The organism is Mesorhizobium prunaredense, from assembly GCF_900156895.1.
Classification (GTDB): domain Bacteria; phylum Pseudomonadota; class Alphaproteobacteria; order Rhizobiales; family Rhizobiaceae; genus Mesorhizobium; species Mesorhizobium prunaredense.
Map to the genome: position 1 here is coordinate 168,993 of NZ_FTPD01000006.1, position 20,700 is coordinate 189,692.

The window sequence follows — 20,700 nt, forward strand, 5'->3', positions numbered from 1 at the left end:
GGGCGGTTCCGTCCGGCGCGTGTGAATCTTTCAGTTCGCTTGCGTTTGTTTGGCAAATCACAGGAGGAGTTGATGACACGCTTGCTTCCCGCACTGCACGAAGGCCACGCACCGGTCTATCTGCATCAGGCCTTTTCGGATGCCCTCGACGCCTTTGAAGGTTGGGAGCATCGCATGGACGAACCGCTGGTCGAATTCGAAGGTCTGTCGATCCCCATCAGCTCGGTTTTCGGGCGAATGCGAAGCTGTTCAGATCTGCTTCCGATTCGCATTCTGGAGGATGTCGCCGCGATTGTCCCCGAAAGGCTTCTTGCCTCTGGCGAAGAGCAATTGACCTATGCTGACGCCGCGCGCGTGTTGCGGGCACTTTGTGTCGAGCGTCTTCGCAATGTTGAGATCCCGCGGTGATGACGGTTGCCTATCGCGGAAAATGGAATTTGGCCGCCCCTACGGTACCGACCAGGTCGATTGCAATCATCGGCGGCGGTGCAAGCGGGGTGCTGATGGCGGCGCATCTCCTGCGAAGCGGCAACGCCGGCCTCGAGGTCACCATCGTAGAAAAGCGGGCCTCGCTCGGGCGAGGTCTCGCCTATTCGACCGACCTCCCGGAGCACGTTCTCAACGTCCGGGCAGCCAACATGAGCGCCTTTGCCGATGATCCCGACCATTTCGCGCGCTGGCTGAATGCACGGAGCATTCCCATCGATGATCCGACCACGTATTTTGCCCCCCGTCAGCTCTATGGCGAATATCTTGGAGAGTTGCTGACCGAGCCTCAGCAGAAGGGTGGTCCGCGATTGCGGATCGTCGATGAGGAATGCGTCGAGATGTTTCAGCGCAGCGATTATATAGAGCTGCGCCTTGCCAACGGATCCAGCATCGTTGCGCAGCAATGCATCCTGGCCACAGGTCACGACCGTACAGCGAACCGCGGCGGGTCGCTGCTTGCACCCTCGAACGAGCAGCAAGCCGCCTTGCCCGGACCGGCCGATCGCGTCCTGATCCTCGGTACCGGTCTCAGCATGGTCGATACCTGCCTCTCGCTGCTGCTTCGCGGACATGTCGGGGAGATTGTCGCCGTTTCACGCAGAGGCCTGCTCCCGGCCGTGCACAAAAAGACCAGCCCCATCGTAGTTCACGGAGCCGACATACCGCTCAACCAAAGTCTGCCGGAGTTCGTCCGCTGGTTCCGGGACCTCGTTCGCTCGACCGAGGCGCGCGGCGGCGGCTGGCGTGACGTCGTGGACGGCTTGCGCCCACACAATCAGGCGATCTGGCGGGCCTGGCCGGATGCTTCGAGACGACAGTTCTTTCGGCATCTAAAGGCGTGGTGGGATGTTCACCGGCATCGAATGGCGCCCGAGGCAGGCGAGCGGCTCTCCAACGCGATCGCAAGCGGCCAGCTCCGCGTAATTGCGGGACGAGTGCTCGACGTGACACGCGACGACGCCGGTTTCGCGGCAAGGATACGCCGTCGAAGCAACCAGCTCGTCGAGGAAATTCGGGTTGCACACGTCTACGAATGCGCCGGCGTCATTGCCGACCCTGGCAAGAGCGCGAATCCCCTGATCCTGTCGCTTCTGGCGGCCGGCGTGGCCCGAGCGGATCCGCTTCGAATCGGCCTCGACGTCGCCGCCGATGGCGCCATGATCAGTCGAGACGGCGCTTGCAACGATCGCATCTACGCCGTGGGACCAGTCACCCGCGGCACTTTTCTCGAGATCGAGGCGGTTCCCGACATCCGCATCCAGTGCCAGCATCTCGCCGGTTTGTTGGTCAAACAGCCCGCCTCGATGCGGAGAGCCTGAGACGCGTCAAGTAACACCGTCGAAGGGCGGCGCCGTCGTCTGCAGCAGGTTGGTGTTCGGCAGTTCTCAGTCGTACGGGTAAACTATTCCCGATAAATTCTATCAAATTAGTAGAATTTTCTTTGAGAGCGTTCTCCGAGCCCGATACGCTCACCGAAATCGGGCAATCCGAATGCGCCGATTAGATCGCGGCCGCGGCGTGAGGCATGCGTCGTGCCCGCCGGTTCAAAGTCCTGGCTGACATTGGAAGAGGAGTCCGATTTGATGAATACTTTCCTACGACATCTCGCAAAGATCACGCTCGCCGGCAGCATCGCGCTGGGCGTTGCGACGATAGCCCATGCAGAGGACAAGATCGTCCGCATCGGTTTCCAGAAGTACGGCACACTCATTCTGCTGAAGACCAAAGGCCAGCTCGAGGAGAAGCTGAAGCCGCAGGGTTACACGGTTGAATGGACCGAGTTCCCGGCCGGACCGCAGTTGCTCGAGGCGCTCAATGTCGGGTCCATCGACTTCGGCACGACCGGCGAGGCGCCGCCCATCTTCGCGCAGGCGGCTGGGGCGCCGCTTGTTTATGTCGGCTATGAGCCGCCGGCGCCCGAGGCCGAGGCGATCCTCGTTCCGCAAGACAGCCCGCTCAAGACCGTCGCTGACCTCAAGGGCAAGAAGGTCGCGCTGAACAAGGGCTCCAATGTCCACTACCTGCTGGTCAAGGCTCTCGAGAAAGCGGGGCTGGCCTATACGGACATCGAGGTCAACTTCCTGCCGCCGGCCGATGCCCGCGCCGCCTTCGAGAAGCAGGCTGTCGATGCCTGGGTTATATGGGAGCCGTTCCTGGCGGCCGCGGAGGCGGCAACTGGCGCACGGCAGTTGGCGAACGGCAGTGGCGTCGTGGACAACCACGAATTCTATCTCGCCTCCCGCGACTTCCTCGACGCCCACCCTGGTGTGGTCGACACGATCGTCGCGTCGCTCGGCGAGGTCGACACTTGGATCAACGCCAACCGCGGCGACGTGGCAGATCAGTTCTCTCCGGCACTTGGCATTCCGGCCGATGTGCTCGAAGTCGCCGTCGAACGGCGGAAGTACGGCGTGAAGCCGATCACGCCGGAAGTCGTGGCCGCGCAGCAGAAGATTGCCGACGTTTTTCATGATCTTGGCCTGATCCCGGCAGCGATCCGGATCGCCGACGCGGTGAAGAAACCACAGTCATGAATGCGCCCGCCGACATCGCGCCTGACCGAGTGAATGTGCTCTGGTTCCTGCCGACCCATGGGGACGGCAGGTACCTCGGCACCGCGGTCGGCGGCCGTGCAACTGACCTCCCGTATCTGCGCCAGATCGCGCAGGCGGCGGACCAACTCGGCTACTACGGCGTGCTTTTGCCCACGGGAAAGAGCTGCGAGGATTCCTGGATTGTCGCGTCGGCGATGCTCACCTCCACCGAGCAGCTGAGATTCCTGGTCGCGGTGCGGCCAGGGCTGCAGCCGCCGACGGTCGCGGCCCGCATGACCGCGACGCTCGATCGACTTTCGGCTGGACGCCTGTTGATCAACGTCGTCACCGGCGGCGACCCGATCGAGAACAAGGGCGACGGCATCTTCCTCAGCCATGCCGACCGCTACGAAATCACCCGCGAGTTCATGCATGCCTACAAGGCGCTGCTCGCCGGCGAGACCGTAACGACGTCAGGCAAGCATATCCATCTCGAGGGCGGACAGTTGCTGTTTCCGCCGGTGCAGGCACCGCACCCGCCGCTCTATTTCGGCGGCTCGTCCGACGAGGGAATCGAGGTCGCCGCGCAAACCGTCGACAAATACCTCACCTGGGGCGAGCCCCCCGCTCTGGTCGCCGAGAAGATCGCCAAGGTGAAGGCCGCCACGCGCAAGCACGGCCGCAGGCTCAGTTTCGGCATCCGCCTCCACGTCATCGTGCGCGAGACCTCCGATGAGGCCTGGGCAGCAGCAGACCGCCTTATCGCCCACCTCGACGATGAGACGATCGCCAAGGCGCAGTCCGTGTTCTCGCGGATGGACTCCGTCGGCCAGAGCCGGATGAGCGCGCTGCATGGCGGCCGCCGCGACAAGCTCGTCGTCAGCCCGAATCTCTGGGCAGGCGTCGGCCTGGTCAGAGGCGGCGCCGGCACCGCTCTCGTCGGCTCGCCCGAGGAAGTGGCGGCGCGCATGGACGAGTATCGCTCCATCGGGATCGACACATTCATCCTGTCCGGCTACCCGCATCTCGAAGAGGCATACCGCTTCGCCGAGCTCGTCTTCCCACTGCTGCCGCTGGCGCACGCGCCGGAGAGGGCCGAGCTCTCTGTCAACACCGGTCCGTTCGGCGAGACGATCGCCAACGAGATCCGTCCGGCCGCAAGAAGGGCGTCCTGAGCATGGCCGGGCCATCGCGCCTTCATGGCACCGGCGCAGCGGCGCTTCGGACGCTGGCGTCGTGGGCACTCCCGATCGTGCTGCTGATCGCATGGGAGATCGCCTCGCGAAGCGGCGTCCTGGCGACGCGTCTTCTGCCAGCGCCGAGCGCGGTAGCCGCCGCTTTCTGGGAGAGCCTGAAAAACGGCACGCTCCTCACCCATGCAACAATCTCGACCGAGCGCGCGCTGAAGGGCCTCTTCATCGGCGGTGGCATCGGCTTCGTGCTGGGAGTCCTCGCCGGGATATCGCGGCCGGCCGAGATCGTGTTCGACTCGTCGATGCAGATGCTGCGCAATGTGCCGCATCTCGCCATCATCCCGCTTGTCATCCCCTGGTTCGGGATCGGTGAGGAAGCAAAAATCTTCCTCGTGGCGATCGGGACCGCCTTTCCGCTCTACCTCAACACCTTTCACGGCATACGCACCGTCGATCCGAAACTGATCGAGATGGCACGGGTCTATGGGCTCGGTCCCGTGCCGCTGTTCTGGCGAGTGATCCTGCCGGGCGCGATGCCGTCGATTCTTGTCGGCCTTCGTTTCTCGCTCGGCCTCATGTGGCTCACCCTGATCGTGGCCGAGACGATCTCGGCGTCCTCGGGCATCGGCTATATGACGATGAACGCGCGCGAATTCCTGCAGACCGACGTCGTCGTCCTCGGCATCATCGTCTACGCGCTGCTCGGCAAGCTTGCCGATTTCATCACACGGCTGCTCGAGGCGCGTGCTCTTGCCTGGCACCCCACCTATCGCCGCACCGTCACCAGGGGAGCGACGTCGTGAGAGAATCTGCGAGCGTGTTGCGGCTGCACAAGGATGCCTCGTTCCACGAAGCGGATGCGCTGGCCGAGAAAAACCTGCTTCGCGAGGTGAGACCTGACGGTGACGGTAAAGACGCGCCGTCACTGAGCGGGCAGGACATACGACTTGATCGCTTGTCAAAATCCTTCGGAGACCGAAGCGTCCTGTCCGACCTCGATCTGGTCATTCCTGCCGGACAGCTGCTGGCGATTGTCGGCCGCTCCGGCTGTGGCAAGTCGACGCTCCTTCGCGTGATCGCGGGACTCGATCGTCCGACGAGCGGAACGATTGCCATCGGCGACGCCGAGGTCCAGTCGCTGCAGCCGAACGTGCGCCTTCTCTTCCAGGACGCGCGGCTGCTGCCTTGGCATCGCGTTCTCAGCAATGTCGGCATCGCGCGCACGAAAGGCTGGCAGGAGACTGCGGCGGCAGCCCTCGCCGATGTCGGGCTTGCCGATCGGTGGAACGACTGGCCTGCCGTCCTGTCCGGCGGTCAGGCTCAACGCGTCGCGCTCGCCAGAGCTTTGGTGAGCCGACCGGGCGTTCTGCTGCTCGATGAGCCGTTCGGCGCTCTCGATGCGCTGACGCGTATGGAGATGCACCGGCTCCTGGAGCGCATCTGGCGCGAGCATGGTTTCACGACCGTACTCATCACCCACGACGTCGCCGAAGCGGTCGCACTCGCGGACCGGGTGCTCGTCATCCGCGACGGCGGCATAACGCTCGACGTGCCGGTCGATCTCCCTCGGCCACGACGCGAGGGGGCCGACACCGCGGCTGTGGCCCTGCAGGCGCGAATTCTCGAAGAGGTATAGGCGCAGCCGTCGATCCGTGCGGCGCCTCGGCAAAACAAGGAGATCGCAACATGCACAAGGATCGCGGATCAGAAGGCGAAAGTCAGACCGGGCGTGTGCCGCCGGCACAGCAGAGGGCAGACGTCCCCGACGGTGGGCGCCGCCGCTTTCTTGGCGCAGCCGGAGGCGTCGCGGCCATAGCCGTTGCGGGCTTGCCTCCCCTCGCGGCCGGTGAGGAGTCGTCGGGGGATGCCCATCTTGCGTTTCGCAAGCACGCCTATGCTGTGCGAAGCGCCGCAGCGGACGCGGATTTCGCGGTGGCGATTGCGCCGCATCCGGTCAACGGCGACGAGCAGAAATATGCGAACCTCATCGGCTCCGACACACGCGGGCTGCCGCATGATGAACGCGGCGAGGTCGACCGCGCGGCCTTCGACGCAACGTTGAAGGCCTATGCCTCGGGCGATCCCGCCGACTTCGAAGCGATACCGCTGGGCGGCAAGCGCAAGCAGCTCAATCCGATCGGTTCCCTCGCCGTGAACCTCACGGGTTGCGTCGGCCCGCAGTTCACGATCCCGCCGGCCCCCACGCTCGATAGCGCGACGCGGGCGAGCGAGGCCGTCGAGCTCTACTGGCAGTCGCTCCTGCGAGACGTTCCGCTGTCCGAGCTGACGAACGACACCAAGAACAAGGACGTGCTCGCCGCCGTCGACGAGCTCAACAAGCTCACCGCTTTCAGCGGTCCGCGCAAGGATAGTGGCATCACGCCGGAGACGCTGTTCCGCGGGACGGCGCTCTATGTCGACGCGGCCGATCCGTCCGGGCAAACCGGGCGCTATGTCACGCCGCCCGGCACGCTTACAGGTCCCTACATCTCGCAGTTCCTGCTCAAGGACGCCCCGTATGGCAGCCAGCTCATTCCAGCGCGCATCCGCACCGCCGCAGCCGGGACCGATTTCCACACCGGCTATGACGAGTGGCTCGCCATCCAGAACGGCATTCCGCCTGCGAAGCCGACCAGCTTCGACCCGACGGCGCGCTATATCGCGACCGGTCGCGACCTCGCCGAATACGTGCACAACAATCCGGCCGCCTTCTGGTCGGCAGCCCTACTGCTAGGCGTGGGACCCGACAAGGCCAATGCCGAGTTCGGCGGGTTCGGGATTCCGTTCGCCAAATCCAATCCGTACCTGCACTCGAAGACGCAGACTGGCGGGTACAGCACGTTCGGCCTGCCCTATGCGCAAAGCCTGCTGCCGGCCACCGCATCGCTCGCCATCCGCGTCGCCTACTGGCAGAAGTTCTATGTCCACCGCGCCTTGCGGCCGGAAGCCTATGGCGGGCTGATCCACCACCGCATCGCCAACAAGGTGGACGCCTATCCCGTCCACGGCGACATCCTCAACTCGGCCGCTCTTACGCGAAGCGTCGGCAAGTTCGGCACCCACCTCCTGTCGCACGTCTATCCGGAGGGCGCGCCGATTCACTCGAGCTATCCCGGCGGCGCGGCTCAGATTGCCGCGTCCAACGTGACGATTCTCAAGGCGCTCTTCGATGAGGACGCCACCATTCCCAATCCCGTACAGCCCGACCCGAAGGACCCGACAAAGCTCATCCCCTACCAGGGCGAGCCGCTCACGGTCGGCGGCGAGCTCAACAAGCTCGCCTGGAACTACGGCATCGGCCGCGATTGGGCCGGCATCCATTGGCGTTCCGATTTCTCGGCGTCGCTGGCGCTCGGCGAAGCGCTCGCGACCAATGTTCTCCGCAACGAACGGCAAACCTATCGCGAGCAGTTCGAGAAATTCACATTCACTCGCTTCGATGGGACGAGGGCCGAGGTGTGATGTCGGCGCGCGGAACAACTTCAACTGCCGCTGCAGGCGACGCGGCCTTCCGCAATGCGTCGAATGAGCTTGCACCACGCGATCCAGTGATCGAGCCCGACGAACTTTCGCTGCTCGCCGCCTTTCGCCTGCTCGATGTGCGCGATGCCGAGGCATTCCAGGCCGACCACGCGGCGAGTGCCGTCCGTGTGCCCGTCGAGCTCTGGGAAGCAGCCGCGAAGACAGGCGAGACTTCCTTCGAGAACACCTCTTACTGGGAACGTGCGATTGCCGATCTGGGTGTGACCGAATCCGTGCCCGCGGTCGCCTATGACGACGGGCGCATGACGGAAGCCGCGCGCGTGTGGTTCATCCTGCAATATTTCGGAGTCGAAGCGCTCATCGTGAACGGCGGATGGCCTGCGATCCGTGAACGCGGGGAGCTGCTGGCCAAAGCAAGCGAGGCACCGGGATTGACGGCGTTTCGCGCTCGGCCTGGTGTCGGATCCGTCGGTCTGGTCGAACGTGACACGCTGAAGGGAGAGCTCGACAGTGCCCAGCTTCTCGACGCCCGCACCGCGGCGGAGTTCGCCGGTACCGATCTTCGGCGCAACGCTCGAGGTGGCCATCTGCCGGGAGCGCACCTGCTTCCTCACGCGAGCCTGCTCGGGGACGGCCGCCTGAAGCCGACTGCCGAGCTTCGAGGATTGCTGTGTCCGATGCCGGATTTCGCTCGGGCGATCACGTGGTCACGCACTGCGACGGTGGTGGTCGCGCTGCGCTGGCCGCGATCGCCGCTCTTCGCGCGGGCTATGACGACGTCCGCGCCTACTACCTCAGCTTCGCCGACTGGGCGAAGGACGAAAGCTGTCCGATCGTGCAGGACCAGCAGACCAAGTGACGGCCATGACAAACGCCACTATCGTCGGCTTCTCTGGCAACCTTGCGCGGCCGTCGAAGACGCGCGGTTTCGTCGAGCATTTCGTCAACGAGATTGCCGGTTATCATGGCCTTGCAGCGGCCACGTTCGACCTCGATGACGTCGGTCCAACGCTCGGCGCGGCCCGTTGGACGCGCGATCTCGATGACACGGGTCGCAAGGTGCTCGATGCGGTAGTCGGAGCCGAGGTGCTTGTCGTCGGTTCGCCGACCTACAAGGGCAGCTACACCGGCCTGTTCAAGCACTTCTTCGATCTGATCGATCCCTCCGCGCTGCGTGGCAAGCCCGTGTTGCTGACAGCGACAGGCGGCGGCGAGCGCCATGCTCTGATGGTCGAGCATCAGCTGCGGCCGCTCTTTGCCTTCTTCGAGGCTCTGGTCTTGCCGACCGCGGTCTACGCGAGGGACAAGGATTTCCGGGACGGCGTCCTTGCGTCCGAAGCGATCCGCAAACGTGGCGAGCAATCAATCGAGGAGGCCGGGCTGGCGCTCGCCTCGCGTCGGCACGCCGCAGCAGAGGATTTCGCCCCGTCGCCGACCACGATCGCTGATCGACCGCTACTGGCTCGAGTGGATCCCTCGCCTCTAGTGTAGCAGCTCCAGCAGTTTTCGGATCGTCTCTACCCCAACACCAGAGAACTTTGAGATCTTTTTCCAGGCGCCGCGTTGATCGCGCAATACGATGCTTTGTCGAAAAGCGAGCGCCGTAGGCAATATGCGTCCGTGGCAGGGTGAGATTCTTCTGACAACCCTTCCTCACCCGACCCATTCCAAGGAAATAATCATGACTGAACTTCCAAAGGCTCCCAATCTTCTTTCCAGATTGATTACCCGGCGCACGGGCCTCGCCGCACTTTTTGCCTCGGCCGTCACGCTCGCGGCCCTCGCCGGGCCCCAACCGGCTGTTGCGGAGGCGAAGGTCATCAAGGTCGGCATCATCTCCGGCGAGGACGAGGACGTCTGGCGTGTCGTCACACAGGAGGCCGACAAGCGCGGCCTGAAGATCGAGACTGTCGTGTTCAACGACTACACGCAACCCAACGAGGCGCTGGAACGCGGCGAGATCGATGCCAACGCCTTCCAGCACAAGCCGTACCTCGACAACCAGATCGCCACGCAGAGCTATCACATCGTGCCCGTCGGCTACACCGGCGTCTGGCCGATCGGCCTCTATTCGAAGAAGCATGCCAAGGTCGCCGACTTGCCGGACGGGGCGATCATCGGCGTGCCGAACGATCCGTCCAACGAGGGCCGCGCGCTGCGGGTGCTGGAGAACGAGAAGTTCATCAAGCTGAAGGAAGGCACCGGCATTCTCGCCACCACGGCAGACATCGTCGAGAACCCGAAGAACATCGAGATCAAGGAACTCGACGCCGGCATCGTCGGCCGTTCGATCGACGACCTGGATGCCGCCGTCGTCAACACCGACTGGGCGCTGAAGAGCGGGCTCACGCCCGAGAACCGCATCGCCCAGGAGCCGATCGTCGACAACCCTTACCGCAACTTCATCGCGGTGAAGGCCGGGACGGAGAACGAGCCCTGGGTGAAGACACTGGTCGAATCCTACCAGAACCAGACGGTGAAGGCCGAGTTCGATCGCGTCTACAAGGGCACCGGCCTCAGCGCCTATTGAGCGGACAGATTGGCATTCCCGAATGACGGGCGGCCCGCATCGACGGCGGGCCGCCGCGTCGTATCTGAAGGGAGGCGCCGGGAAGATCGGAAAGGAGCATCGTGAACCAGCATTTCTCCGCATCTGTGCAACAGGTCGCCGATGTACGGACGCCGGTGGATGTCGTCAGGCTGACCGACGTCAGGCGCCGGTTCGGCACGACGGCCGCCCTCGACGGCGTGTCGCTCAGCGTGCGCAAGGGCGAGATCCTCGGCATTATCGGACGCAGCGGCGCTGGAAAATCGACGCTGATCCGCTGCCTCAACGGGCTGGAGCGACCCGACTCCGGCGAGATCTTCATCGAAGGCCGCGACATTGCGCAGCTTGGCGAACGCGAGCTGCAGCCGCTTCGCCGCCGCATCGGCATGATCTTCCAGCACTTCAACCTGCTCTCGGCAAAAACCGTCGAGGACAATGTCGCCCTGCCGTTGAAGATCGAGGGGCGGCCGAAGGCGGAACGGCTTAGCCGCGCCGCCGAGCTTCTCGATCTGGTCGGACTGTCGGAGAAAGCCAAGGCGTATCCGGCATCGCTTTCGGGAGGGCAGAAGCAGCGCGTCGGCATCGCGAGGGCGCTCGCGGCGCGTCCAGCGCTGCTGCTTTCGGACGAGGCGACATCGGCGCTCGATCCGGAGACCACCCGCTCGATCCTGGCGCTGCTCAAGGACATCAACCGGCGGCTCGGGCTGACGATCCTGCTCATTACCCACGAGATGGAGGTGATCCGTTCGATCGCCGACCGGGTCGCCGTGATCGACGCCGGGCGCATCGTCGAAGCAGGACCGGTGTGGTCGGTATTTGCCGATCCGAAATCGCCGATCACGCAGAGCCTTCTCGGCGGCATCCGCCCGCAGCTTCCGGGTGAGATCGCCGCGCGCCTCTCGCAATCGGGAGGCCGCGAAGCGATCCTCAGAGTGGATGTCGCCGGCGAAGCCGCGAGCCGACCTCTGCTGTCCGATCTGGCAGCGGCGGTGCCGGGCTCCTTCCGCCTCGTTCACGGCGGCATCGACCATGTGCAGCAGCAGCCGGTCGCCAGCCTGTTTCTCGGTATTCCGACATCCGCCGATCACGAGCGGCGGGTTCTCGACTTTCTGAGGGGCCGCGGCGCCCGCGTGGAGGTGCTTGGCTATGACGCCGGTAATGATTGAACTGCTTTTCCGCTCGCTTTGGGAAACGGTGCTAATGACGGCCGCCTCCGGCTTCGTCTCGCTGGTGGCCGGCCTGCCGCTCGGCCTGGCGCTCGTCGCCACCGATCGTGGTGGCATCGCCGAGCAACTTTGGCTGAATCGCGTCTTGGGCGCCGTGATCAACGGTTTCCGGTCAGTTCCCTTCATTATCCTGTTGGTTGCGCTGATCCCGGTGACGCGGCTGATCGTCGGCACCTCTATCGGCACCTGGGCGGCGATCGTACCGCTGTCGATTGCCGCAACGCCCTACTACGCCCGCATCGCGGAAGTGTCGCTGCGTGAAGTGGATCACGGGCTGATAGAGGCGGCACGCGCCATGGGCGGCAACCGATGGACGATCGTCCGTGAAGTCCTCGTGCCCGAGGCGCTGCCCGGCATCGTCGCCGGCTTCACGGTGACGCTGGTCACGCTCGTGGGTGCTTCGGCGATGGCCGGCGCGATCGGCGCCGGTGGGCTGGGCGATCTCGCCATCCGCTACGGATACCAGCGCTTCGAGACCACCATCATGGTCGCGGTGGTGATCGTGCTGATCATCCTCGTTAGCGGCATCCAGTGGATTGGCGACCGGCTAGTTGCCCGTCTCGATCGCCGGACATGATCCGGTTCGCTATTCGAAAAACCGATGCTGACGAAGGTCAGGAACGGTATAGGCCATAGTCGTCACGCATTTGTGAGCTGTGTTGATAAGCCTATTCGGGATTATGGGTCTTATCTTGGACACTGCGTCGCCTTAAGTGTCAGTAGAATAGTCCGTGCATGGCCCGCCGCTCAGGAATAAATGCTGATGGAACGCAAGCTCGCGGCAATCATGGCCGCCGATATCGTCGGCTACAGCCTGCTGATGGCCGAAAACGAGGCTTCCACCTACGCGAAGCTGCGCGCTGTTTTTGATGAGCTCATCGACCCGACCATTGCCCGCCATGGCGGGCGCATCGTCAAGACGGCGGGAGACGGCTTTCTCGCCATGTTTCCCAGCGTCAACGAAGCGGTTGATGCGGCGCTGGCCATACAGGAAGGCTTCGACAAGGGCCCGTTCGAGCTGCGCATCGGCATCAATCTTGGCGATGTGATCGAAGATGACGGCGACGTATACGGCGACGGCGTCAATGTGGCCGCCCGTCTTGAGGCCATGTGCGATCCGGGGCAGATATTCGTCAGCGGCGCCGTGGTGATGGCGGCCGACCGCAACAGCGCAGACAGGTTCGTCCGCATCGGCCGCAGGCGGGCCAAGAACATTCCCGAACTTCTCAACGTCTACCGCGTAAGGCGCGCCGGCTCTGCGTGGTCGCCATGGCGGCAGCTGCCGCAGGTGCTGCGCGGCACCGCCGCCCGCTGGTCTTATGGCGCGGCCGCCATAGCCCTCATCCTCATCGGCACCCAAATCCAGCCGCTCCCCCTGGCAGCCATGGTCAGCCGCATCCCGGCGGTCTTGTCGATGGACCAGAGCCGCGACGACCCCCGGCCGTCAGTGGCGGTCATGCCTTTTGCCGCGATGAGCGGCAGCGGCGAGCAATCGTACTTCGCGGACGGACTGACCGAGGATGTGACGACAGCCCTTGCCCGCAATTCAGAGCTGCAGGTGATCGCGCGCGATTCCACCTACGCCGTGCACGGGCAGGATACGGACGTGCGCAAGCTCGGGGCGAAGCTCGGCGTTGATTATGTGGTTGAAGGCAGCGCCCGCCGTGAAGGCGACCAGCTTCGCGTGTCGGCGCAGCTGATCGACGTAAAGACAGGCGCGCATCTGTGGTCGCGCAGTTTTGACCGGCAGGTCGCCGACGTGTTCACCGTCCAGAGCGAGCTGACCACTGAAATCGTCGCGCAGATCGCGCCCTATATCGGCAGGAGCGAGGCGGCGGCGGCAGCGGAACGCCCGACCGACAATCTGCAGGCCTATGACCTCGTGCTGCAGGCCCGCAACCGCTACCGGCACGGCGCCGATGACCCGCAGGACATTCTGGCGGCGCGCGGCCTCTACCAGCGCGCCCTTGAAATGGACCCGTCCTATGCGGCCGCCCGCGCAGGCCTCGCGCTGACCTTTATCGCCAGCGTGGCGCAGAGCGGTGGCGGCCGGGCAAACGCGCCGGAACTTCATCTTGGGCTTAGCGAAGCCCGGCAGGCGGTCCGTCTCGATCCCAATCTTGGCCTTGGCTATCAGGTCATCAGCTTCGGGCTTGCCCTGCAGGGCGACTATTCAGGCGGCCTGCAGGCCGCACGGCGCGCTGTGGAGCTCAACCCTAACGATCCCGACGGCATGATGGCGCTTGCAAAGGCGCAGGTTCGCTTCGGGGAATATGATGATGCCGTCGCCAACGCAGAGCGGGCCCGCCGCCTTCATCCTATGGCGCCCGAGTACTATGCCTATGTGCACGGGCAGGCGCTCTACGCGGCTGACCGCCGCGATGAGGCTTCCGCCGTCATAGAAGAATGCCTGATCCGGGCGCCGCGCGATGCAAACTGCCTTCTGATTCAGGCAGCTTTGCAGAGCGGGGGCGGCGAGGTCGAGGCAGCCCAGCAGACGATGGCAAAGCTGGTCGAGGCGCATCCGGCATTCTCGCTGGAAGCAGAGCGCGCTTACCGCCGGTTCGGTGACAGGCCGCTGATGGAAAAGTTCCTGCAGGACCTCGCAAAGGCCAAGGCCCCTGAATCCGCCTGAAAGTTTTTACAGAGCGACTTCAATCATATAGCGGTGCCCAGTTGCATCCTCTCCGGCGCGCCAATTTTGCCATTCCACGACGCCAACACCGAAAATTGCCGCCAATCGCCGCCGCGTCCGCCGCTTGCGGTGGTAGGAGTCGGTCGGAGCTGGTACCTGGCGGGTGCAGCCTATGACCGGCGCAGCACGTCCTGCCATTCGAGATGACGGCCGATCTGCGCTTTTGCGAACGGACAAAGCGGAATGATGGCGACCCCTTCGCGCCGGGCATCCTCGACCGCCTGGCGTACCAGTCGCTCGCCGACCTTGCGGCCGCGCAACGCCGCTGGAACTTCGGTATGGTCGATGATGATCAACCCTTCGCCGGCCCGGCTATAGGTCATCTCAGCTTCGACGCCGTCGACGAGCATCCGGTAGCGTCCCTTCGATGCGGTATCCTCCCGCTCGACCTTTTCGACGGTCAAGGGAGAGGCAGGGCCCGGCTGCTCGGCGTCATGCGGCCGCACCTCACCCCGCCGCCCCGGCATGCAGTCCAGTAGGTCGCGGTCCCATCTTCCGAGATCGGCCGCAGCGTCGTAGGTCGAGACGAGAAACTCCATAAGCGCCGCGTCGGGATTTGCAGCCGACTGAACGGCATCGTACGGCAGGATGAATTCCGATAGGCCCTCATGCCAGAACGCGTCCTCGGGCCTGACCGACGCGCCCCTGAAGCCAGTCGGCGCCGGATAGGCGTAGGCATAGAACGCGGGGTAATCGATGCCGCCACCGCCGGGCCAGAAACCTGCTGAGGAGACCTCGCGGTCGTAGGCTTCCTGTGCCACATCGTTGGGCAATGAAGGAATGCCGCCGGGATGGAGAGGCGCGCGCCGCCCTGAAAAGCGGGTGACGGCCAGGTCAAAACTGCCCCAGAACAGGTGAACGGGACTGGACTTGCCAAGAAAGGAGGTCCGGAACCGATTGAATACCCTGTCGACCGCCACCGTTGCGTGATGGAAGCGTTGAACGGCTTCCCGGTCATAGGGCCGGTCGCGATGATCTTCGGTGAACGGCACGGGGTTGGGCACCTCGTTCGGATTGCCGTTAAAGGTCGGCGTGCCTCCAAGTTCGGAAATCAACTGCACGAAATTGGCGTGGAACGCCGCGACTGTGGATGGCCCGAGCGCAAACGATGCCTTGCGACCATTGCCGCATGTGCCGACAACCATATGGTCCCGAAGGTCGAAGAGGATCTCAATGCCTGGGCCGTCGGGGATCGGCGAGGAGGTCAGGCCGAGCGGCGTGACATAGAAGGTCGCGTTCCAGGAATGGTTGAGCCACGGGGTATGAGCAAGGCGATATTTCCCGGCGATCTGCAAATAGAGATGCAGGGCCGAACACGTCTCGCGCCAGCCGAGGTAGTCCAGGTGGGGCCACTTGTTGCTCATTGTGCTTTCTCCATTCAGAACGCACCCGGCACGCGACGCGTCATCTCGTCTGAACCGCCCGGGTCCGTGCCCAGGCGACCTCCTTCTTAGCGCCGGCCAGTCTTAGCACCGGCCAGTCTTAGCACCGGTCAGTCTTAGCACCGGTCAGTCCGGTAGGGGAATGTGCTCATCTCGGTCATCGATCGGGAGATCGAAACGTCCCTTGCCCCAGTCCTCGGCGCGCCATTCGGCCTTCGCTTCTTCGATGCGGTCCTTCGAGGAGGCGACGAAGTTCCACCAGATATAGCGCGGTCCGCTGAGCGTTGCGCCGCCAAGAATCATCAGGCGCGCGCCTCTGTCGCCGGCCGCGACCGTGATCCTGTCGCCGGGGCGGAAGACCATCATCCGACCTGCCTCGAAATCCTGGCCGGCGATCGAGATCGAGCCTTCGACGATGTAGATTCCCCTGTCCTCGTGATCGTGCGGCATCGGCAACCGGCATCCGGCTTCGAGTGTCACGTCGGCGTAGAACGTCTGCGAGAACATCGTCGCGGGTGCCTTCTGACCATAGGCCTCCCCGAGGATCAGCCGGACCGAGACGCCGCTATCCTCGATCACCGGCAGCGCCTCCTCGCCATGATGCTCGAACATGGGCGCCATGTCCTCATGGCGGTCGGGCAGCGCCAGCCAGGTCTGTATTCCGAACAGGCTGTTCGGACCGCTTCGGGCTGCTGCGGAGGTTCGCTCCGAATGGGTCACGCCGCGCCCGGCAACCATCCAGTTCAGCGCGCCCGGACGGATGATCTGGTCGGCACCGGTGCTGTCACGGTGATGGAAATCGCCGCGAAAGAGGTAGGTGACGGTGCCGAGACCGATATGCGGGTGCGGTCGGACATCTACGCCTTGCCCGGTCAGCAGCTCGGCCGGGCCGGCCTGATCGAAGAAGATGAACGGTCCGACCATCTGCCGCTTGGGTGCGGGCAGGGCGCGCCGAACCTCGAAGCCGCCAAGGTCTCGAGCGCGCGGGACGATGAGCGTTTCGATCGCGTCGAGGCCCACCTCATCGGGACAGCCCGGTTCGATTGCCGGGTTCCAACTCATGCCCTCATCCTCTCTTGGGTTTCCGGGAGGCCTCGCCCTTGCCGATGCGAACACCCGATTGCGATTAAATCCGGACCGTGCGAGCGGGAAGAGCGCTTTCGGCCTGACGAATGCCTAAACTGGCGAGCGATCGTCTGCCCAACTAGTCCTGTGATACGTCAAACTGTGTCGCAGCAAGTGGAACGTGCGGGCAATGTCGTCGGGCTCAGCGGCTCGCAGTAGAGCGACCGTCGAACGCAATTCTTTGATAAGGCTTCGCCCGTTCGTGTTTTAACGATCGAGACCCCAAACGTCCGGATTTCGTGCGAAGTACTCAATCAGCATATCGGTGAGGACCCGGACTTTCCGTGTCGGGTGCTTACCCGGCGGTCGGACGACATACGCGCCTGCCGAAGGTGGGGGATAGCGTGTCATAATCGGAACGAGCGCTCCGGAGGTCACATGGTCATACGTGATGCAATCAGGGAGCCAAGCGATGCCGAGCCCTGCCACTGCGGCGGCGGCAAGCGCCGTAGCGTTATCGGCCTTGAATCTGCCCTGCGGCTGAACCGTGACGATCTTGTCGCCATCCATGAACTGCCAGGCTTCCGTCCCTTGCATGAGGGCCTGATGGGTGACGAGCTCATCTGGCGTCTGAGGTGAACCGCTTGCTTTGATATAATCCGGACTTGCGACGAGCTTTCCATAGATCGGTCCGATGCGCTTCGCGATCAGGTTGGAGTCCTGAAGGTACCCGACCCGGATCGCGCAGTCGAAACCCTCTGCGATCAGATCGACGAAGCGATCGTTGTAGGAGGTATGGATGTGGAGCTGGGGGTGCTGATGCGCCATTTCCGCAAGCACGGGGGCGAAGTGGATCGGGCCGAAAGTAAGTGGCATCGCAACTCTCAGGCGGCCGCGTAGCGCACCGGTTGGGAGGATCGTTTCCCTGGCCGTATCGATCTCGGCGCTGGCTCGGGCCGCATGATCCCTGAACGTGATCCCCGCTTCTGTGAGCGCGGCGCCGCGGGTCGTTCGCGCAAGAAGCTGGACGCCAAGCTCCGCTTCAACCCGAAAGAGCCGTCGACTGACGATTGACTTGGAGACGCCGAGCCGGCGCGCGGCGGCCGATACGCCCCCTGCATCGGCCACTGCGACGAATGTCTGTAGATCTTCGATGTCCAATTCGGCGTTCCTCGTTTCGCGACACAGCTTGCCTGACTATGGCACTACCGCATCACCCAAAGGAACAGCAAATTGCGGCAAGGCAACGTCGCCCGCCGGCGCATGTCTCCCCGTGAACCCATTGCCGTCCACAACGGCAGAGAAAGGAAGTTTTGATGACCCCTCGTAACGGCCTTGATTCACTTCTTCGTCCTGAAGACTCGGTCCTCGTTCTGATCGATCACCAACCTTATCAACTCGCGAACCTGAACAGCCACGATCCGCATATGGTGGTCAACAACACGACCGCGCTGGCGAAGCTAGCAAAAGCCTTCAATGTTCCGACCATTCTCACCAGCGTGATCGCGGCGCGCGGTGGACTTCTCTTTAAGCAGATCACCGACGTATTTCCGGACCAAGAAGTCATCGATCGCACCTGGGTGAACACCTGGCAGGACGAGAATGTGGTGAACGTCGTCAAGGCGACCGGCCGCAAGCAACTGATCATCGCCGGCCTGTGGACCGAGGTCTGCGTCGCAATGCCTGTCATCCAGGCCGCCGGCGAAGGCTGGGACGTGACCGTGATCACCGACGCGTCGGGCGGGATTTCGAAGGAGTCTCACGAAGTTGCCATCCAGCGCATGGCCGCGGCCGGCGCGAACGTGATGACCGTGATGGCGCTCGCTGGCGAATGGCAACGCGATTGGGCGCGCACCGAGCATGTCGAGGAGTTGACCGAGATTCTTATCCAGCACTTCGGCGGCAGCGGCATCGCGTATCTTTGGGAGCAGCAGCTGCTCAACACGCCGGTGCCGAGCGAAGGCTGATCCGGGCCGGGATGGCGAGCATTTCGGTGAGCGTCGGGCCGCGGCCCGGGTTTGCGCCGATGCCGATAAGCGCTCGAACTTTTAAAATGTCGAATACCGACGCGTCCTAAGTCGGCGACACAGCACTTCAGCAACCATCGGCTCTCGCCGCTTCGGAAAGGCATCAGTTCGCAGACTGTCATCGAGGCAGCCTGTTGAACTCACAGCGAGATTTGATCCGGGATCGCTACCATTGCGCCAGAATTTGGTAATCAGAACGTCAAAAAAATCTGGCAGCGCGAGCCTGTTTCGCTCACACCCGAATTCGGCGGTCCCGATCAGCCGGTGGTTCGCCTTGAGTCAGTGCTGCGATAAGCAGAGAACAATCCAATTCCTCAGGGAATGAAAACCTTAGGTCACTCTGAGTCGCCATACGAAGCGACCTCAATCTTGCTGTCTTCGCGGCGCGTTCGGCGCGCTCAGCCTCAGCCATCACCTTCGCGGAGCGACTGATTTTCCTATTTTCCAGCCAACACATCTGTTCGATCCCACAAAAATTTCTTCTCGGACGCTCCCCGTAGTTTCCAGGCGGATTTTCGCGACTAACAAGGCCAGTTCGGATCCGATTCCGCCTTTCCTCTTCGCCAGGCCCTTTTCGCGCCGGTGCACCTTCATGCCCTGACTCAATTGCGATTGTCGCCCTTCGTTGTGATGAAGTCGGTTCGATCAGTGACGCTAAGATCCGCGTTGCCGCCAGGCGCGAGCCGATCGCCTTGGCAACAGCCGTTGGCTTGGCGCGCGGCGCCAACGCGCGAGTAGCCCGAGCCGTGCAAATCATACTGCTGACGCTCGATGTGGCTCGCTCTGGCCGGCGCCTATCTGGGGCCATCACCAGGATCGCCGCGGCAAATGACTAGCGGAACAGATACTTTGATACCTCTGGATTGCCTCGTCTCCACATAACGTTATCCAGAAAGTAGTGATGCACGTTGATGAATATCCACGCTATGAAGAGGAACAGCGACGAGCCGAACACCTCTTTGTTGTAAGGAACCAAAACGGACAACGCGATCGGGACTCGCACGGACGTGCGTCACCGAAATACGTGCCGTCATAGGAAGGGGCCAGGTACGCCCAGAAGGCTTCGTGCGCCTTCGTGGAAGTCGTTTGATGGGGGGGCTTTCAATCGGAACCGGCGCAGCACTGGCTCTTCCGCCGCTTCCAATCTGAAATTGCCGCTTTCCAGCAGGCCGGCGATCCACTCGAGGAACTTGCCAAGGGATTCCGCAAGCACCGCCTTCACGTCTTCGTCGCGCCCAAAGAGGATGACCTGGCCGACGCGACCGCTGGGCCAGGGATCGAAATCGAGACCGATATGATTGCCTGAGCCATCATGGGTCAGCGGTATCCATCGCGGATTGATATAGGCCGGGTCAACCGCGTGTTCAGGCCACGCCCCTCCGGGAATTTCATAGCGATTGCCGCCGAAATCGGCGAGCACATCGACCCAGGCTTTCCATTGCGCCCCTGCCTGATGCAGCGGCAGCAGCGGATGCCCAAAGATATGGCCCCGACGGTCGTCGTTTTCGCCGTCGTGCCATCGGTATAGGTCGCGATAGGCGCGCGGCATCTTGAGGCCGATCAGGCGCTCGAACGCATCCAGTTGCGCGTCCGTGGCCGGCGGATTGAACACATATTTGTCTGGCGGCAGATGGGCAGCATACCAGGCATCAAGGCGCGCAAGCACCGGCGCGATATCTTCCTCCAGCAACGGCTTCGCCTGTCCCGGCGGTCGTTTGGGACGGCTGGTTTCAGCCATGGGGGATTTTGTCCTGATTTGCCGCCTTGCGCACATGGTAGGAAGCAGCCCCGCAAGGATCAGGGCTCCGAAGATAGACGCACCGATCAGCACATTGCGCCTGCTCCGATCCATCACGGACATTCCGGCGCGATTGATCGGCGCCGCCACACAAGCCCTGAAGGCATCGCAGGTCTCGGCCCGAATTCGTTTGCCGCCATTCAAACGAAGTCCGAGTCTGGCGGGTAACGGTTGTCCATGATTACCTTCATAGCAGACACTTATACCAGAGATCACCAATAGCGACTCATAGCGAGGGCAGTTCGAGCCTTGGAAGACGA

Annotated in this window: 18 protein-coding genes and 1 pseudogene; 15 read left to right on the forward strand and 4 right to left on the reverse strand. The window is 63.2% G+C overall.

All coding sequences use genetic code 11. The features are described 5' to 3' along the window. Positions 1 to 72: 72 nt before the first annotated feature. From BQ8794_RS06575 to BQ8794_RS06635, 14 genes and pseudogenes are all read left to right on the forward strand, one after another. The gene (locus BQ8794_RS06575) at positions 73 to 408 is read left to right on the forward strand and encodes a BRA0787 family protein (RefSeq protein ID WP_077374546.1); all 336 of its coding nucleotides are present in this window, start codon (positions 73 to 75) and stop codon (positions 406 to 408) included. Then, entirely contained in the window at positions 408 to 1,808 is a 1,401-nt protein-coding gene (locus BQ8794_RS06580; RefSeq protein ID WP_077374548.1) for an FAD/NAD(P)-binding protein, read from the forward strand. The genes BQ8794_RS06575 and BQ8794_RS06580 overlap by 1 nt, the downstream gene beginning before the upstream one ends. 264 nt (positions 1,809 to 2,072) lie before the next feature. Then, the gene (locus BQ8794_RS06585) at positions 2,073 to 3,023 is read left to right on the forward strand and encodes a sulfonate ABC transporter substrate-binding protein (RefSeq protein ID WP_077374550.1); all 951 of its coding nucleotides are present in this window, start codon (positions 2,073 to 2,075) and stop codon (positions 3,021 to 3,023) included. Continuing rightward, positions 3,020 to 4,198 carry an FMNH2-dependent alkanesulfonate monooxygenase gene (gene ssuD, locus BQ8794_RS06590; protein WP_077374552.1) on the forward strand — a complete coding sequence of 393 codons (1,179 nt, stop codon included), beginning with the start codon at positions 3,020 to 3,022 and terminating at the stop codon, positions 4,196 to 4,198. Before BQ8794_RS06585 ends, ssuD begins: the two co-directional genes overlap by 4 nt. Positions 4,199 to 4,200: 2 nt before the next feature. Further along, positions 4,201 to 5,019 (forward strand): aliphatic sulfonate ABC transporter permease SsuC, encoded by an 819-nt coding sequence (ssuC, locus tag BQ8794_RS06595; protein ID WP_077374554.1) that lies wholly within the window; start codon positions 4,201 to 4,203, stop codon positions 5,017 to 5,019. Positions 5,020 to 5,141: 122 nt separating this feature from the next. Next, on the forward strand, positions 5,142 to 5,852 hold the full coding sequence (locus BQ8794_RS06600; protein WP_143744485.1) for an ATP-binding cassette domain-containing protein: 711 nt from the start codon (positions 5,142 to 5,144) through the stop codon (positions 5,850 to 5,852). Positions 5,853 to 5,902: 50 nt separating this feature from the next. Then, positions 5,903 to 7,678, forward strand: coding sequence for a vanadium-dependent haloperoxidase (locus BQ8794_RS36275; protein WP_143744478.1), 1,776 nt, complete (start codon positions 5,903 to 5,905; stop codon positions 7,676 to 7,678). Continuing rightward, positions 7,678 to 8,028: pseudogene (locus tag BQ8794_RS36280) on the forward strand (rhodanese-like domain-containing protein); the annotation flags it as partial. The gene BQ8794_RS36275 and the pseudogene BQ8794_RS36280, both read left to right, overlap by 1 nt. Before the next feature lie 341 nt (positions 8,029 to 8,369). Continuing rightward, the gene (locus BQ8794_RS36285) at positions 8,370 to 8,558 is read left to right on the forward strand and encodes a rhodanese-like domain-containing protein (RefSeq protein ID WP_244554879.1); all 189 of its coding nucleotides are present in this window, start codon (positions 8,370 to 8,372) and stop codon (positions 8,556 to 8,558) included. A gap of 5 nt (positions 8,559 to 8,563) precedes the next feature. Further along, entirely contained in the window at positions 8,564 to 9,190 is a 627-nt protein-coding gene (gene msuE / locus BQ8794_RS06615) for an FMN reductase (protein WP_077374556.1), read from the forward strand. A gap of 190 nt (positions 9,191 to 9,380) precedes the next feature. Then, entirely contained in the window at positions 9,381 to 10,229 is an 849-nt protein-coding gene (locus tag BQ8794_RS06620; RefSeq protein ID WP_077374558.1) for a MetQ/NlpA family ABC transporter substrate-binding protein, read from the forward strand. A 155-nt stretch (positions 10,230 to 10,384) separates the two neighbouring features. After that, positions 10,385 to 11,413 carry a methionine ABC transporter ATP-binding protein gene (locus tag BQ8794_RS06625; protein WP_244554887.1) on the forward strand — a complete coding sequence of 343 codons (1,029 nt, stop codon included), beginning with the start codon at positions 10,385 to 10,387 and terminating at the stop codon, positions 11,411 to 11,413. Continuing rightward, on the forward strand, positions 11,394 to 12,050 hold the full coding sequence (locus BQ8794_RS06630; protein ID WP_077374562.1) for a methionine ABC transporter permease: 657 nt from the start codon (positions 11,394 to 11,396) through the stop codon (positions 12,048 to 12,050). Before BQ8794_RS06625 ends, BQ8794_RS06630 begins: the two co-directional genes overlap by 20 nt. A 186-nt stretch (positions 12,051 to 12,236) precedes the next feature. Next, on the forward strand, positions 12,237 to 14,108 hold the full coding sequence (locus tag BQ8794_RS06635) for a tetratricopeptide repeat protein (RefSeq protein ID WP_077375171.1): 1,872 nt from the start codon (positions 12,237 to 12,239) through the stop codon (positions 14,106 to 14,108). A 170-nt stretch (positions 14,109 to 14,278) separates the two neighbouring features. On the opposite strand, the gene BQ8794_RS06640 is transcribed toward BQ8794_RS06635, so the two are convergent. From BQ8794_RS06640 to BQ8794_RS06650, 3 genes are all read right to left on the reverse strand, one after another. Beyond that, entirely contained in the window at positions 14,279 to 15,532 is a 1,254-nt protein-coding gene (locus BQ8794_RS06640; RefSeq protein WP_077374564.1) for a DUF5996 family protein, read from the reverse strand. A 144-nt stretch (positions 15,533 to 15,676) separates the two neighbouring features. After that, positions 15,677 to 16,612 (reverse strand): pirin family protein, encoded by a 936-nt coding sequence (locus BQ8794_RS06645; RefSeq protein WP_077374566.1) that lies wholly within the window; start codon positions 16,610 to 16,612, stop codon positions 15,677 to 15,679. Between the two features lie 270 nt (positions 16,613 to 16,882). Next, the gene (locus BQ8794_RS06650) at positions 16,883 to 17,776 is read right to left on the reverse strand and encodes a LysR family transcriptional regulator (protein WP_077374568.1); all 894 of its coding nucleotides are present in this window, start codon (positions 17,774 to 17,776) and stop codon (positions 16,883 to 16,885) included. Positions 17,777 to 17,931: 155 nt separating this feature from the next. Here BQ8794_RS06650 and BQ8794_RS06655 point away from each other — a divergent pair, with 155 nt between their 5' ends. Beyond that, positions 17,932 to 18,582 carry a hydrolase gene (locus BQ8794_RS06655; RefSeq protein ID WP_077374570.1) on the forward strand — a complete coding sequence of 217 codons (651 nt, stop codon included), beginning with the start codon at positions 17,932 to 17,934 and terminating at the stop codon, positions 18,580 to 18,582. Between the two features lie 1,090 nt (positions 18,583 to 19,672). On the opposite strand, the gene BQ8794_RS06660 is transcribed toward BQ8794_RS06655, so the two are convergent. Next, positions 19,673 to 20,584 (reverse strand): SMI1/KNR4 family protein, encoded by a 912-nt coding sequence (locus tag BQ8794_RS06660; protein WP_143744479.1) that lies wholly within the window; start codon positions 20,582 to 20,584, stop codon positions 19,673 to 19,675. Positions 20,585 to 20,700: the final 116 nt, after the last annotated feature.

What these genes read in the sequence shown, in the direction of transcription:
- BQ8794_RS06575 (WP_077374546.1), top strand. Translation starts at nt 73, where the DNA reads ATGACACGCTTGCTTCCCGCACTGCACGAAGGCCACGCACCGGTCTAT.
- BQ8794_RS06580 (WP_077374548.1), top strand. Translation starts at nt 408, where the DNA reads ATGACGGTTGCCTATCGCGGAAAATGGAATTTGGCCGCCCCTACGGTA.
- BQ8794_RS06585 (WP_077374550.1), top strand. Translation starts at nt 2,073, where the DNA reads ATGAATACTTTCCTACGACATCTCGCAAAGATCACGCTCGCCGGCAGC.
- ssuD (WP_077374552.1), top strand. Translation starts at nt 3,020, where the DNA reads ATGAATGCGCCCGCCGACATCGCGCCTGACCGAGTGAATGTGCTCTGG.
- ssuC (WP_077374554.1), top strand. Translation starts at nt 4,201, where the DNA reads ATGGCCGGGCCATCGCGCCTTCATGGCACCGGCGCAGCGGCGCTTCGG.
- BQ8794_RS36275 (WP_143744478.1), top strand. Translation starts at nt 5,903, where the DNA reads ATGCACAAGGATCGCGGATCAGAAGGCGAAAGTCAGACCGGGCGTGTG.
- msuE (WP_077374556.1), top strand. Translation starts at nt 8,564, where the DNA reads ATGACAAACGCCACTATCGTCGGCTTCTCTGGCAACCTTGCGCGGCCG.
- BQ8794_RS06620 (WP_077374558.1), top strand. Translation starts at nt 9,381, where the DNA reads ATGACTGAACTTCCAAAGGCTCCCAATCTTCTTTCCAGATTGATTACC.
- BQ8794_RS06630 (WP_077374562.1), top strand. Translation starts at nt 11,394, where the DNA reads ATGACGCCGGTAATGATTGAACTGCTTTTCCGCTCGCTTTGGGAAACG.
- BQ8794_RS06635 (WP_077375171.1), top strand. Translation starts at nt 12,237, where the DNA reads ATGGAACGCAAGCTCGCGGCAATCATGGCCGCCGATATCGTCGGCTAC.
- BQ8794_RS06640 (WP_077374564.1), bottom strand. Translation starts at nt 15,532, where the DNA reads ATGAGCAACAAGTGGCCCCACCTGGACTACCTCGGCTGGCGCGAGACG.
- BQ8794_RS06645 (WP_077374566.1), bottom strand. Translation starts at nt 16,612, where the DNA reads ATGAGTTGGAACCCGGCAATCGAACCGGGCTGTCCCGATGAGGTGGGC.
- BQ8794_RS06655 (WP_077374570.1), top strand. Translation starts at nt 17,932, where the DNA reads ATGACCCCTCGTAACGGCCTTGATTCACTTCTTCGTCCTGAAGACTCG.